Origin of the sequence: Microbacterium sp., assembly GCF_048259935.1 — a bacterium.
Classification (GTDB): Bacteria; Actinomycetota; Actinomycetes; order Actinomycetales; family Microbacteriaceae; genus Microbacterium.
This window is the reverse complement of sequence record NZ_JBLXHF010000003.1, coordinates 388,593-401,480: the sequence shown is the minus strand read 5'-3', so window position 1 is coordinate 401,480 and position 12,888 is coordinate 388,593. Positions and strand designations below refer to the sequence as shown.

Genomic DNA, 12,888 nt, shown 5'->3' with positions numbered 1-12,888 from the left:
GGTTGCCACTGGTCTCGGCCAGGCTACCGGCACCGCGGATGCCATGCGGCTCGGCTTCAGAGGAGAGTGGCGGTGTCTGCCATCTGTTCTGGCCCGTCACGCAGCCGCGGCGTGATCCGCCTCGACCGCGGCGCTGACCACAGGGGTGTTGCCCGGGATCGCGTTCCAGCCCAAGTAGGAGCCGTCGAGTTCGACCACGTCGTAGCCGTGCCGGCGCAGGGCACTCGCGACGACGCTGTTGCGCACGCCGCTCTGGCAGTACGTCACGATCCTCCCGCGCTCAGGTAGTCGGTCCAGCGCCCATAGTGCGCGGCCGCCGCTGAGCTGCACCGCACCGGGCAGATGACCCTGCGCATACTCGGTCTTGTTGCGCACATCCAGCAGCACAGCGTGCTCGAAGCCCTCAAGGTCCTCGGGTGCCACGAGGGCGGGGGTGACCAGGTCGATCCCGTCCAGCGATGTCACGAAACCGGTGACGGTGTCGAGGCCGACGCGCACCAGATGGTTACGATACGCGGCCGCCTCCTCCGCGTCCCGTGCCAGCAGCACCACGGGCCGGTGCTCCGTTTCCGGGTCATACGCCCAGGCCCCGTAGCTGGCCGCCTTCGCGACTCCTGCAATGTTCAGGGACCGGGCGACTGTCCCTTCGTGCACCGCGGAGTTGTGCCGGGTATCGATGAACACGACTGCGTCGCTACCCAATGCCGCGGTCAGCTGCTCTGCCGAGTACTCGACCAGAGCAGGCTGTTCGCCCATCACGGCCGGACCGGCCTTGTTCTGCATCTTCATGCGGGCGAAGTAGGCATGCGCGTCGGGCTGACCACTGAGCAGCTCATCAATGAATCCCTGCTCGTCACTTGCGGCAAGGTACGGGGTCCACCACGAGAACGCGCGCTCGTAGCCGACGGTGGACGTCGGAATCGCACCCAGCGCCTTACCGCAGGCGCTACCGGCACCGTGTGCGGGCAGCACCTGCACGTAATCAGGCAAGGTGAGGAAGCGGTCGCGAAGACTGGCGAACAGGTCGCGGGCGCCCTCGAAGCGGGTGTCGATGCCTCCGGCGGCCTCATCGAGCAGGTCGGGCCGGCCGACATCGCCGACGAACACGAAGTCTCCGGTGAGCATGAACCCGGGAGCATCGGCCTGCGCGCCGTCGGTGATCAGGAACGACAGGTGCTCCGGCGTGTGGCCTGGGGTGTGGACCGCTTTCACGGTGATGTTGCCCAGGATGATCTCGTAGCCGTCGTACATCCGCACCGCGTCATCGAACGCGCTGCCGTAGGTCCAGTCCGGACCGCCTTCGTCGGATACGTACATGGTGGCGCCGGTTCTTGCCGCAAGCTCGCGAGTGCCCGAGAGGTAGTCGGCATGGATATGGGTCTCGGTGACCGCAGTGATCGTCATGCCGTGCTTCTCGGCGAGTTGGAGGTACACGTCGACGTCGCGACGCGGGTCGACGACGATCGCCTCACCCTTCGCCTGGCAGCCGATCAGGTAGCTCGCCTGCGCGAGGTCCTCGTCATAGATGTGTTCCAGCAGCATGAGTAGCTCCTTCTCAGCTCTCGCAGTCGCAGCGGTCGGTGACGGGGACGCCGGCCAAGGCCTCGTCGACGTGCTGGCCACAGCCTTCCCAGGTTGGTTTGCCACATATCAGGCAGGCAACGCGTGCACACATGATCGTTTCCCCTCGTCCACAGTGAGGTTCGCGGTGATCATCGCCCGGCCCCCGACCTGGCGAACAGGCGGGAGAAGAAGCCGCCACGCTTGGCAGCCGCTTCGATCTGCGCCTGCGTATGCGTGCCGCCGCACCAGTCCGAAGCCGGGACCGTCTGCCGCACCGATTGGACATGCTGCCCGCATCCGGACCACGTCGTCTTACCGCACACGCGACACTTCACTGCTCGGCACATCACGTCTCCCATCACTTTGATCAGATACCCTAGGGGGTATACGAATTATACCCATGGGGGTATAGTTGATGTCAAGCTCTCAGAAGAAAGAAGGAGACCCCGTGACGACGGACACTTCGCCGGCCTTGGTTCATGACGCTGACGCGCAACGCAAGATCGTCAATCGACTACGTCGGGCCCACGGGCAACTCGCTGCGGTCATCAACGCCGTAGAGGGCGACGCTCACTGCCGCGACGTCGTGCAACAACTCGCAGCGGTTTCGAAAGCTCTCGACCGCGCCGGTTTCCTCGTCATCTCCACCGCCCTGAGGGAATGCCTCACCGCCCCTAACGGTGACGGATCACCGCAAGCAGACGAGCTGGAGAAGCTCTTCCTCTCACTCGCATAGACACAGCCCGCCACGTCGCGGCGGAAATATTGACACCGCGAAACGCGCCGACAATCGGCGTCCCGCTGCTCACCTCCGACGCCGAGATGGGATCACTTATCGAGTACAAGCCCATGGGCAAGGACGAGATGCGGAAGGTGTCCTAATCCCGCCCTAAACCGGTGAAGCTCGTTTCTGGCGGGTCGAAATCCCGCAAGTTTTCGGGCGCTACGTTTGGAAGGGTCGGTTATCTCGAGCAGCGTCCAGAGGACGTCGACGCGACGGCGTACGTGGGCGATGAGCGCATGGGAGGCTGGGGGTATGCGCCACCTGTCCGCCGCTCTGCGGCGTTATCCGGTCATCGGCTTGACGATCCTCGTCGGGTTGGTGGTGCTGGTGCTCGACCTTGCCGGCGCGCGGACGGCGAGCATGTGGTTCGCCGTCGGCTACGTGGGCGCGTTCGTGGTGTGGACATCGATCGGGATGGTGCGCGACATCCTGCGCGGTCATCTCGGGCTCGACATCCTCGCAGTGGTGGCGATGGTCGCCACCCTCGCGGTGGGCGAATATGTGGCCTCCCTCATCATCGTGTTCATGCTCAGCGGTGGCGAAGCACTCGAGGACTATGCCGCGCGGCGGGCCCGCAGCGAGTTGTCGGCGCTGCTGGACCGCTCCCCGCAGCAGGCACACGTCTTCCCCGATCCTGAGGACTCAAGCGAAGTGACGGATGTCGACGCTGACGATGTCGCCGTGGGTGATGTGCTGCTGATCCGTCCCTCCGAGATGGTCCCAGTCGATGGTGAACTGCTCACCGACTCGGGGTCGTTCGATGAGTCGTCGATCACCGGCGAGAGCCTTCCGGTGACACGAAACCGGGGTGACGAAGTGCTCTCCGGGTCGGTGAACGGGTCGCGTGCGGTACGGCTGCGTGTCGTGCGCCGCAGCGCCGACAGCCAGTACCAGCAGATCGTCGCTCTGGTCCGGGAGGCACAGGAATCGCGGGCGCCGGTGGTGCGGCTGGCCGACAGGTTCGCGGTGCCCTTCACCGCCGTCTCTCTCGCGATTGCCGGGGTCGCGTGGGCCGTGTCCGGTGACCCGTCTCGGTTCGCGGAGGTGCTCGTCCTGGCCACGCCCTGTCCGTTGCTCATCGCCGCACCGGTGGCATTTCTGGGCGGGCTTTCCCGCGCCGCGAAAGCCGGTGTGATCCTCAAAGGCGGCGCGGTCGTCGAACAGCTCGCCCGCGTGCGATCGGCCGCCTTCGACAAGACCGGCACCATCACCGAGGGCAGGCCCGACCTGGTGGAGGTGCGGCCGGCCGACGGATTCGACGCGGACGATGTGCTGGGACTTGCAGCATCCGCCGAGCAGTACTCCAGCCACGTGCTCGCCGAGGGGATCCGCCGTGCTGCTGCGCAGCGCGGGCTAACGATCCACGAGGTCGAGGATGCCCGCGAGGAGGCCACGAACGGTGTGATCGCGCAGATCGGCGGCCGGGTCGTGGTGGTCGGCAAACCCGCCTATGTCGCCTCCCATGCACCGGACACGGCGCGAGCGGTGCTCGGGCCGGGCCAGGCTGCCGCCTACGTCGCGGTGGACGGGCGCTTCGCGGGCGCGCTCATCCTCGCCGACGATGCCCGGCGGGAGTCGCCGGCGGTCGTCGGGTGGATGCGGACGCACGGCGTGCAGCGCATCGTGATGCTCACCGGTGACTCCCGTGACACCGCCGAGTCGGTCGCCGTGGAGGTCGGCATCCACGAAGTGCACGCCGAACTCCTGCCAGCAGACAAAGTACAGTTCGCTGCACGGCTGCAGCCGCGGCCGGTGCTGATGGTCGGCGACGGCGTCAACGACGCACCGGTGCTCGCGGCCGCGGATGTGGGCATCGCGATGGGAGCCAAGGGCGCCACCGCCGCCGGAGAAGCGGCCGACGCTGTCATCCTGCGGGATTCTCTGGCCGGTGTCGCCGACGCTGTGGCGATCAGCCGTCACACTCTGCGCACCGCCTACATCGCGATCTGGATCGGCATCGCTCTGAGCATCGGGCTGATGCTGGTCGCCACCACCGGGGTCATCCCGGCGGTCGTGGGCGCGCTCGTGCAAGAACTCGTAGACCTTGCGACGATCCTGTACGCGTTGCGTGCTCTCGCTGCCCGTGGTGCGACTGGTCTGCGATAGACCAGAAAGGCCTGCTCAAACGGACTCGTTCCGAATGGTTTGTGGGCAAAATGTGGGCAGAACGGCGATTTCGGGCTGACAGCACCACACCAGCAAAAAAGAAAAACCCCCGTCGACCGGGGGTTTTCGTCTGTAGCAGGAGCGGGGCTTGAACCCGCGACCTCACGATTATGAGTCGTGCGCTCTCACCAACTGAGCTACCCTGCCGCACGGCATCCGATCAAAAGAAAGGATGCTGCGAGCCCCGAGTCAGGATTGAACTGACGACCCCTTCCTTACCATGGAAGTGCTCTGCCACTGAGCTATCGGGGCGCTGTCACCCGTGAAGGCAACCACACGAGAATACCATCACTTCGGCGTTCTCACGAAACCGGGGCGACCCCGTCATAGCGACCGGCATTCTCCTGCAGCCACGGAAGCGGATCGATGGTTGCTCCGTCGACGACCAGCTCGAAATGCATGTGCGCTCCGAATGAGCGACCGGTGTTGCCGACCTTGCCGATGATGTCGCCGACCTCGACTGTCTGCCCCGCCTCGACCCGCAGAGATCCGTACTGCATGTGCGAGTAATGGCTGGTGATCAGCTCGCCGTCGATCATGTGATCGATGTAGACGGTGACGCCGTAGTTGCCGCCGGTCTCTGTCGCGATCCGCACCCGACCGCCCGCGATCGCCTGAACCGGCGCGCCATCGCCCGGAACGAGATCCAGACCCTCATGCAGACGCCCGTCGCGCATGCCGTAGCCGTAGCTCATGCCGACGCCCACCATGAAGGGCCACTGAATCAAGGCATACGGATCGTTCGTGTACACCGACGTCGAATAGTCGATGCCCTGCTCCTGCGCGATGTCGACCAGCGACGCCGTCGAGAACTTGTCGACGCGTTCGATCGTGTCGCTCTGCAGGTCGGACGACGACACGAACGCTTGGATCTCGTCGCCGCCGATCCCGCGCGGAAGACGCTCGTATCGCGTGGCTCGGCGGCTCCAGCGCCGGTCACGTAGATGGGCAGGCTCGGCGGGACGGCGAGGAACGCGCGGCATGCCGCGTTGAACGCATCGGCTCCGTCTTCGCAACTGGGCTGCTGAACCCCTGGCTGTTCGACTACGACCTGCTCAACTTCGACTAACTCGACCAACTCGACCGGAGGCTGCTCAACCGGAACCTGCTCGACCTGCGACCGCTGGGCTCGCTCTTGCCTGAGGCTTGCCCTTGTGACCGGAGCGGGCGCAACTTCTTCACCCTGCCGAAGCTCACGCAACGCACGTCGCGACAGCGGCACGGCGACTGCGGCCGTCGCGGCTTCTGCAGCGCGACGTCGCGAACGACGCGTGGGCGCAGGGCCAGCGAGGAGGGAATCGAAGGGCAAAACAGAACTCTCGGGCAGTCGTCAGCGGGGGCGCCTTCGTGTGGGTAGTACGAAGGTAACGATTACAAAAACACTACCGTGGCGGCGTCGACAATGACATGCGTTTCGCCACTACTTTTCGTCGGAAAGAACACTCAGAAGCCGTGCGTGCAGCGCGGGCCCGGCAGCGACCGTCATCGGACGAGCGGATGCCGCATCCAGCCAGCTCACCATGCCACCTGCCTCTTGCACGAGCAGCGAACCGGCAGCGAAGTCCCAGGGCTTGAGCCCGCGTTCGAAGTATCCGTCCAGACGCCCTGCCGCGACGTATGCGAGGTCGAGCGCAGCGGCGCCCATCCGTCGAAGGTCACGCGCGAGCGGCATCACTTCGCGCACGGTGGCGAGGTCGCCGTCGTGCGTCGCCGGGTCGTAGCCGAACCCGGTCGCGAGCAGTGCTCCCGCCGGAGTCTCAGTGGTCACCGCGAGCTTCTCACCGGCGAGCCAGGATCCGCCACCACGGGATGCTTCGAACAGCTCCCCCAGCGCCGGCGCGTGCACGGCTGCGGCGAGCGCCTGCCAGCCACCGGGATCGGTGCCGCCCTGCACTGCGGCGATGCTCACGTTGTAGGTCGGCATGCCATAGGCATAATTCACCGTGCCGTCGATCGGATCGACGACCCACGTCACCCCGGTCGTCGATACGGCGGCACCGGACTCTTCGCCCAGAAAGCCATCGCCGGGGCGCTCGGCCGCAAGTCGCGTGCGGATGAGGTCTTCAACCTCGCGGTCAGCCTCAGTGACAATGTCTGCCAGGTTCGTCTTGGTCGCCGCAAGAGAGACGCCAGCCGCACGGCGCTGCCGAGCGAGGGCTCCCGCTTCACGGGCGATGTCTGCGGCGAGCTCTCGCAGCTGTGCGGGGTCGACCGACACCTCGCCGCTCACTGGCGGGGCGCCGGAGGCGGAGGCGGGAACGCGCCGGGCGCCGGGGGCGCGATCGGCGGCTCCTGCGGTGCAGCGGGCTGCTCCGCAGCACCGGCCTGCTCCGCAGCAGCAGGTTGCTCAGGCATCGGCGGCACGGGCGGCACCTCCGGCGTCGGGAACTGCCACGCCGCTTCGCCCAGAATCCCATCGTGCGCTGCCGGGGCACCGGCGGGAGGCACCGGGAACCCGTCCGGACCGATCGGAGCATCCGGAGAGGAGACGAGGCCCACCGGCGAATGCTGACCCGGCGACGCCTGCGGCGCGATCTGCGTCGGATACCCGGTGTAGTACGCGTTCCAGTCCGGGGATCCATCCGGAAGAACCGGCAGCGGGGTGAACCCATCGGCGTACGTCGGCCATTGCTGCGCCGCAGAACCTGTGGGGGCGGTGGGCGCCGCGAGGGCAGGGGCGTACGCCTGCACGGGCGCGTAACGGCCAGCCGACGCAGGCTTCTTCGGGGCGAACAGGGCGTTCAGCAGCGGAATCAGAGTCGTGCCGACAGCGACGAGGATCGCCAGCGCGACCACGATGCGCCAGTACAGCTCGCTGTAGTCGAACGTGTCGGGAAGAGTGAGGAAGATGACGAGCATCGCCACGAGCAGCACCAGCATCGCAATCGTGACGTAGAAGATGACCCGTGTGAACGTCGTGACATATCGCTGCGCGGCAGGGACGAACAGCCGCACGTGCAGCAGCGCGAGCTGCAGAACGCCCACGATGACGAGCAGCATGAAGAAGCGACCGGCGCCACCGGTGTACTCGTAGGGCTCGCTCGGAAGCCAGATCTTGATGGCTCCCGCGATGAGCGCGACGATCCAGGTGATCATGCTGGCAAGCGCCAGCCAGTCAGGACGACGAGCCGCCAGTCCTGCTTCGAGGATTGCGATCCCGGCGAACCCCGCAAGCAGGAGGATCGTGAGGAATGCTCGCCCGATGATGCCGTTCTGGTCACCGATGAGCACCCACACGACGCAGACCAGCGCCGCAGCGATCAGGGCGCCGATGGCGATCCAGATCGCCCCACGGATCAGCAGTGACGCACCCGGTTTCGACTGGGTGTGATTGACCTCTGACATCATGATCTCCTCGTCGTCTGCGTTGCACTCATCCTCGCACGCGACGGCGACAACACGACGGGCATCCCGGCGATTGTGAGTAACTCTTCGAGGAGCTCAGCGAGCTTTCTTCGCGGACTGCGCAGCGAACGCCGCCACTCGAGCCTTCGCATCAGCCGTGTCGAAGGATGCCCCGATCGAACGGGCCTCTTCGGCGAGCTGATCTGCGAAGCTGCGCGACGGCTGCGAACGGACCAGCTGCTTCGCCTGCCCGTACGCGCGCGCGGCGCCCGCGAGCCAGAAACGTGCGATCTCCTCCGCGCGTGCGCGCACGCGGTCGGCCTCGTCTGCAGCATCCGACCCGCTGACCACCTCAGCGACCAGCCCCCATTCGAGAGCCTCTTCGGCGCTGAGCAGACGGTCCTGCAGCACCAGCTGAAGCGCGCGGCGCTGGCCGACAGCATCCGCCAGCTGCGCTGAGACCGACAGGTCGGGCGTGAGGCCGATGTTCGCGTACAGACTGCCGATCTTCGAGCGTCCGCCGATGACGGCGTAGTCCGTGCAGAGCAGAATGCCCAGGCCTCCGCCTGCCGTCGTGCCGTGCGCGGCGCCCACCACGGGGATCGACGACTCGGTGAGAGCCCGGATTCCCTCGTTGATGACACCAGCGAGTTCGGTGAGCGGGCCGCCGTCTGCCATCGACGTGGCCATCTCGATCACGTCGCCGCCGGCGCAGAAGGACGGGCCGGATGCATCGAGCAGAATCGCCCGCACGTCATCTCGCGAGGTCGCCTCGGTCGTCGCATCCCGCCATGCCACCGCGAGATCCTCGTTGAAGGCGTTCAGTCGTGCGGGACGGTTCAGAGTGAGGCGCGCGAGCCCCTCATCGATCGACAACAGGATGGCATCGCTCATGGGCATCTCCTTCGAAGCGCGGACTCCGTCAGCCTAGCCGCGGTGCAGGATCAGTCCATCTCCTCTTGTACACGTGCGACAAATCGCTCCATTCGGCGCCGGGTGCCGTCGAGCCGCATATCGACCTGTCCGTCAGCGCGGATCTCATTCGGCGCGAGCGGATGCGCGAGCCGCACATTCTCATGACACGACAGGTCGGCGCACATATACGTGCCGATGCTGTCACCCCGCTGCCCTGCCGGCCCGGCTCTGCGCGCCGAGAACAGCGCGACCTGAGTGCCCGGCTGCATCGCGTGACAGATGTTGCACATGCCCGAACGCACTCGCCCCGCGTCGCTGGCGCGCAGGACCACGCCGACGACGCCGGCTGAGATCTCGACGAGGACGCAGCCGCGCTTGCTGGATGCCGGATCCCGCCACGCCAGAAAATCGTGGAAGTCCCAGTCGACCAGCACGAAGTCGTGCGGCATCTCGATCATGCGCAGCTCATCGTCGGTCGCGTTGATGAACGCCGCGCGGACTTCGGATTCGGTGAGCGCTCGCATCGCCCCAGTCTATGAACACCGAACGTCTATGAAGACGGAGCTACCCTGCGCGCGACCCGGTCTGCGGTGCGACAATCGAAGCAACGAGAACAGAGGTGATCTGAATGACGAAGCATTTCAAGGTCGGTGACCACGTCAGCTGGAACTCCGAAGCCGGACACGTGAGCGGCCGCATCACCAAGGTGCACACTGCCGATTTCGACTACAAGGGTCATACGCATCGCGCCAGTGACGATGACCCGCAGTACGAGATCAAGAGCGACAAGACCGATCATGTCGCCGCGCACAAGGGCAGCGCTCTGAAGCACCTCTCCGACTGACCGCGGATGCTCGGACGCCGCGGCTTTCAGTCCGAGCGCGCCACCCGGACGTTGATGCTCTTCATCAGCGGCTGATCGCTCTGCGCACTGAAGTCGTTCGGACCGATCAGCACGTTCATCTCGGGCATGTACCCGGCCGCACTCCCCCGCGGCAAGTCGTACGCGATGGCACGGTAGCGGCGCAGGTGCCGCTCTGTGCCGTCCTTCGACGTGGCGACGATGTCGACGAAGTCGCCTGTCGCGATGTCGCGCTCGCGCATGTCGTCCTGGTGCAGGAAGATCAGCTCGCGCAGATTCTTCACCCCGCGGTAGCGGTCGTTCGCGGTGTAGATCGTGGTGTTCCACTGGTCGTGCGCGCGCATGGTCTGCAGCACGAGCATGTCCTCTGCGGGTGGCCGCACATCGTGCAGCGGTGCGGCTGAGAACATCGCCCGGCCGGTCGGTGTGCGAAAGTCGCGCTCGCGCGCGGGCTGCGGAATGCGGAACCCGTTCGGCGTTGCAATGAGCTCGTTGAAGCCCTCGAAACCGGGGAGGACTCTGGCCATCACATCGCGGATGCGCGCGTAATCGGCGACGTATTCCTCCCACGGCGTCGCGCTGTCGGGGATGGTCGCCCGCGCCATGCGCGCGATGATGTCGGGTTCGGAGAGCAGATGATCGGATGCCGGCTTCCGCCCGCCGACCGACAGATGAACCATGCTCATGGCATCTTCGACAGTCTGTCCCTGCGTACCGCTCGCCTGCTCATCGCGCTCGCTGCGTGCCAAGCACGGCAGGATCAACGCCTTAGCTCCGTGCACGATGTGGCTGCGGTTGAGCTTCGTGCTCACCTGCACCGTGAGCCGGCAGCTGCTCATCGCCTCGGCGGTGAAGACGGTGTCGGGTGCGGCGGTGACGAAGTTGCCGCCCAGCCCCACGAACACCTTCACTGCCCCGGCGTGCATCTGGTGGATGCTCCCGACCGTGTCGAGTCCTGGCCGACGCGGAGAGGTGATGCCGCAGACTTCATCGAGCTTGTCGAGCAGCCACGCAGGCGAGTGATGGTTGATGCCGCAGGTGCGGTTGCCCTGCACATTGCTGTGACCGCGGACCGGCGCGGGCCCTGCACCCGGGCGCCCAATGTTGCCGCGCAGCAGCAGCACGTTGGTGATCTCGCGCACCATGTCGACGGCGTGCTCGTGCTGGCTGACGCCGAGGCACCAGCTCACGATCGCACTGTCGGCCTTCAGGTAGATCGCACCTGCCGCGCGGATCTGCTCCTCGCTGAGCCCCGACTGGATGACGAGATCGTCCCAGCTCGTGGCATCCACCAGCGCGCGGTATTCCGCGAGCCCTTCCGCGAAACGTTCGAGGAACGCGGTATCCAGTACCGCGGCATCCGTCTCTGCCGCCTCGAAGACGACCTTCGCGATGCCGCGCATGAGCGCCATGTCTCCACCCGGACGCACCTGCAGATCGAGCGTCCCGGTCTCATGCGTCTTGAACAGCGCCATGTCGACGAAATCGTGCGGCACGGTCGTCCGCCGGGATGCCGCCTCGATGAGCGGGTTCACGTGCACGACCTGCGCGCCGTTCTTCACGGCGTTCGACAGCGCCGTCAGCATCCGCGGCGCATTGGAGGCGGCATTGACTCCGAGCAGGAACAGCGCGTCGGTCTGCTCCCAGTCCTCAACGGTCGTCGTGCCCTTCCCCGATCCGATGGATGCCGTCAGCGCACGGCCGGATGCCTCATGGCACATGTTCGAGCAGTCCGGCATGTTGTTCGTGCCGTACTCGCGGATCATCAGCTGGTACAGGAAGGATGCCTCGTTGCTGAGCCTTCCCGACGTGTAGAAGGTCGCTTCATCTGGGCTGTCGAGACCGCGCAGCTCCTCGCCGATCAGGGTGAACGCGTCATCCCAGCTGATCGGCACGTAACGGTCGAGCTCGGCGTCGTAGACCATCGGCTCGGTGAGACGACCCGCGTTCTCGAGTTCGTAATCGGTCCACTCGGCCAGCTCGGTCACCGTGTGCTTCGCGAAGAACGCCGGGCCCACGCGCTTGTGGGTCATCTCCCACGTGACGTGCTTCATGCCGTTCTCGCAGATGTCGAGCTTCAGGCCCTTCTGGTCATCCGGCCACGCGCACCCAGGGCAATCGAAGCCCTTGATCGGGTGGTTCATCGTGAGCATGGCCAGCGACCCGCGCACCGGCTGGCGCTCGCGCAGCAGCACCTGCCCGACCGACAGCGCCGCACCCCACGCAGCGGAGGGATGCGCGTAGTCCTCCTGCGACCACGGCTTCGTCGTCACCGGCCCGTACCCACCCTGGCGCGGCGCCTCCGACATGAGGCCGAAGGCCGTTCCCGGCCGCGGGTTCTCGCTCACGTTCGTCATGAGGCGCTTCCTTCTCTCAGCCATCCGGATTCTGCGGCATCGCTCACCGACACCCGCTCCGCATGCGTGTACACATTCATCGACCGGCCGCGCAGGAACCCGATCAGGGTGAGGCCAAGCGACTCCGCGAGTTCTGCCGCCAGCGACGACGGCGCGGACACGGCCGCAAGAATCGGGATGCCGGCCATCGTCGCCTTCTGGACGAGTTCGAAGCTCGCTCGTCCCGAGACCTGCAGCACGGTGCCGCGCAGCGGAAGCCGATCCTGAAGGACGGCCCAGCCGATCACCTTGTCGACGGCGTTGTGCCGCCCGACGTCTTCGCGCAGCACGAGCATCTCGCCGGTGTCGACATCGAACAGGGCGGCAGCATGCAGGCCACCGGTCTTATCGAACGCGCTCTGATGTGCGCGCAGGCGCACCGGGAACTCGGCGAGCGCCTCGGCTGTCACCGACGCATCATCATGAGCGAGCAGATGGCGCGAGATGGTGCGCACCGCATCGATGCTCGCCTTGCCGCAGATGCCGCAGGAGCTGGTCGTGTAGAACTCGCGGCGCAGTTCGGGGGCGGGCGGTGCCACCCCGGGAGCGAGAGCGACATCGAGAACGTTGTAGGTGTTCTCTTCCCCACCGGTGCCTGGTCCGCCGCAGTGAATCGCCGAGCGGAACTCGGCGCCCTCGGCGATGACGCCCTCCGAGACGAGAAAGCCGGCGGCGAGTTCGACATCGTTGCCGGGAGTGCGCATGGTGACCGCGAGCGGGGTGCCGCCGACGCGGATCTCGAGCGGCTCCTCCACCGCGAGGGTGTCGGCCCGGCGAGTGGGCGGATGCCCCAGTGCGATCTTCAGCACCGGTCGCCTGGTGACGATACGACCCACGCCATCTCCTTCGTCTGCGTC

General features: G+C 66.1%; 11 protein-coding genes and 2 tRNA genes. 3 read left to right on the top strand and 10 right to left on the bottom strand.

The features are described 5' to 3' along the window. Window positions 1–96: 96 nt before the first annotated feature. Complete coding sequence (locus ACN0RC_RS07570) at window positions 97–1,542, bottom strand: MBL fold metallo-hydrolase (protein WP_417510358.1); 1,446 nt, start codon at window positions 1,540–1,542, stop codon at window positions 97–99. A 436-nt stretch (window positions 1,543–1,978) separates the two neighbouring features. On the opposite strand from ACN0RC_RS07570, the gene ACN0RC_RS07565 reads away from it, so the two are divergent. Both ACN0RC_RS07565 and ACN0RC_RS07560 read left to right on the top strand, forming a co-directional pair. Beyond that, window positions 1,979–2,299, top strand: a complete 321-nt coding sequence (locus tag ACN0RC_RS07565; protein WP_417510356.1) for a metal-sensitive transcriptional regulator — start codon at window positions 1,979–1,981, stop codon at window positions 2,297–2,299. Window positions 2,300–2,599: 300 nt separating this feature from the next. Then, window positions 2,600–4,453, top strand: coding sequence for a heavy metal translocating P-type ATPase (locus ACN0RC_RS07560; RefSeq protein WP_417510354.1), 1,854 nt, complete (start codon window positions 2,600–2,602; stop codon window positions 4,451–4,453). 133 nt (window positions 4,454–4,586) lie between these two features. Here ACN0RC_RS07560 and ACN0RC_RS07555 read toward each other — a convergent pair. The 7 genes from ACN0RC_RS07555 to ACN0RC_RS07525 form a co-directional block, all read right to left on the bottom strand. Continuing rightward, window positions 4,587–4,660, bottom strand: a tRNA-Met gene (locus tag ACN0RC_RS07555). Window positions 4,661–4,693: 33 nt separating this feature from the next. Beyond that, window positions 4,694–4,765 (bottom strand) — tRNA-Thr (locus ACN0RC_RS07550). Window positions 4,766–4,815: 50 nt separating this feature from the next. Beyond that, entirely contained in the window at window positions 4,816–5,496 is a 681-nt protein-coding gene (locus ACN0RC_RS07545; RefSeq protein WP_417510352.1) for a M23 family metallopeptidase, read from the bottom strand. Between the two features lie 437 nt (window positions 5,497–5,933). Then, complete coding sequence (locus tag ACN0RC_RS07540) at window positions 5,934–6,731, bottom strand: inositol monophosphatase family protein (RefSeq protein WP_417510350.1); 798 nt, start codon at window positions 6,729–6,731, stop codon at window positions 5,934–5,936. An 8-nt stretch (window positions 6,732–6,739) separates the two neighbouring features. Then, window positions 6,740–7,861, bottom strand: a complete 1,122-nt coding sequence (locus ACN0RC_RS07535; protein ID WP_417510348.1) for a hypothetical protein — start codon at window positions 7,859–7,861, stop codon at window positions 6,740–6,742. Window positions 7,862–7,954: 93 nt separating this feature from the next. After that, complete coding sequence (locus tag ACN0RC_RS07530) at window positions 7,955–8,752, bottom strand: enoyl-CoA hydratase/isomerase family protein (RefSeq protein ID WP_417510346.1); 798 nt, start codon at window positions 8,750–8,752, stop codon at window positions 7,955–7,957. 50 nt (window positions 8,753–8,802) lie between these two features. Continuing rightward, on the bottom strand, window positions 8,803–9,297 hold the full coding sequence (locus ACN0RC_RS07525) for an FBP domain-containing protein (RefSeq protein ID WP_417510344.1): 495 nt from the start codon (window positions 9,295–9,297) through the stop codon (window positions 8,803–8,805). A 104-nt stretch (window positions 9,298–9,401) separates the two neighbouring features. Between ACN0RC_RS07525 and ACN0RC_RS07520 the strand changes: the two genes are divergently transcribed. Continuing rightward, the gene (locus ACN0RC_RS07520; RefSeq protein ID WP_417510342.1) at window positions 9,402–9,617 is read left to right on the top strand and encodes a DUF2945 domain-containing protein; all 216 of its coding nucleotides are present in this window, start codon (window positions 9,402–9,404) and stop codon (window positions 9,615–9,617) included. 26 nt (window positions 9,618–9,643) lie between these two features. Here the strand turns inward: ACN0RC_RS07520 and ACN0RC_RS07515 are convergent, their stop codons facing one another. Together ACN0RC_RS07515 and fdhD are read right to left on the bottom strand one after the other, a co-directional pair. Continuing rightward, window positions 9,644–11,992 carry an FdhF/YdeP family oxidoreductase gene (locus tag ACN0RC_RS07515; protein WP_417510340.1) on the bottom strand — a complete coding sequence of 783 codons (2,349 nt, stop codon included), beginning with the start codon at window positions 11,990–11,992 and terminating at the stop codon, window positions 9,644–9,646. Further along, on the bottom strand, window positions 11,989–12,867 hold the full coding sequence (gene fdhD / locus ACN0RC_RS07510) for a formate dehydrogenase accessory sulfurtransferase FdhD (protein ID WP_417510338.1): 879 nt from the start codon (window positions 12,865–12,867) through the stop codon (window positions 11,989–11,991). Before fdhD ends, ACN0RC_RS07515 begins: the two co-directional genes overlap by 4 nt. Window positions 12,868–12,888: the final 21 nt, after the last annotated feature.

What these genes read in the sequence shown, in the direction of transcription:
- ACN0RC_RS07545 (WP_417510352.1), bottom strand. Translation starts at nt 5,496, where the DNA reads ATGCCGCGCGTTCCTCGCCGTCCCGCCGAGCCTGCCCATCTACGTGAC.
- ACN0RC_RS07535 (WP_417510348.1), bottom strand. Translation starts at nt 7,861, where the DNA reads ATGATGTCAGAGGTCAATCACACCCAGTCGAAACCGGGTGCGTCACTG.
- ACN0RC_RS07520 (WP_417510342.1), top strand. Translation starts at nt 9,402, where the DNA reads ATGACGAAGCATTTCAAGGTCGGTGACCACGTCAGCTGGAACTCCGAA.
- ACN0RC_RS07565 (WP_417510356.1), top strand. Translation starts at nt 1,979, where the DNA reads ATGTCAAGCTCTCAGAAGAAAGAAGGAGACCCCGTGACGACGGACACT.
- ACN0RC_RS07515 (WP_417510340.1), bottom strand. Translation starts at nt 11,992, where the DNA reads ATGACGAACGTGAGCGAGAACCCGCGGCCGGGAACGGCCTTCGGCCTC.
- ACN0RC_RS07525 (WP_417510344.1), bottom strand. Translation starts at nt 9,297, where the DNA reads ATGCGAGCGCTCACCGAATCCGAAGTCCGCGCGGCGTTCATCAACGCG.
- ACN0RC_RS07560 (WP_417510354.1), top strand. Translation starts at nt 2,600, where the DNA reads ATGCGCCACCTGTCCGCCGCTCTGCGGCGTTATCCGGTCATCGGCTTG.
- ACN0RC_RS07570 (WP_417510358.1), bottom strand. Translation starts at nt 1,542, where the DNA reads ATGCTGCTGGAACACATCTATGACGAGGACCTCGCGCAGGCGAGCTAC.
- ACN0RC_RS07530 (WP_417510346.1), bottom strand. Translation starts at nt 8,752, where the DNA reads ATGAGCGATGCCATCCTGTTGTCGATCGATGAGGGGCTCGCGCGCCTC.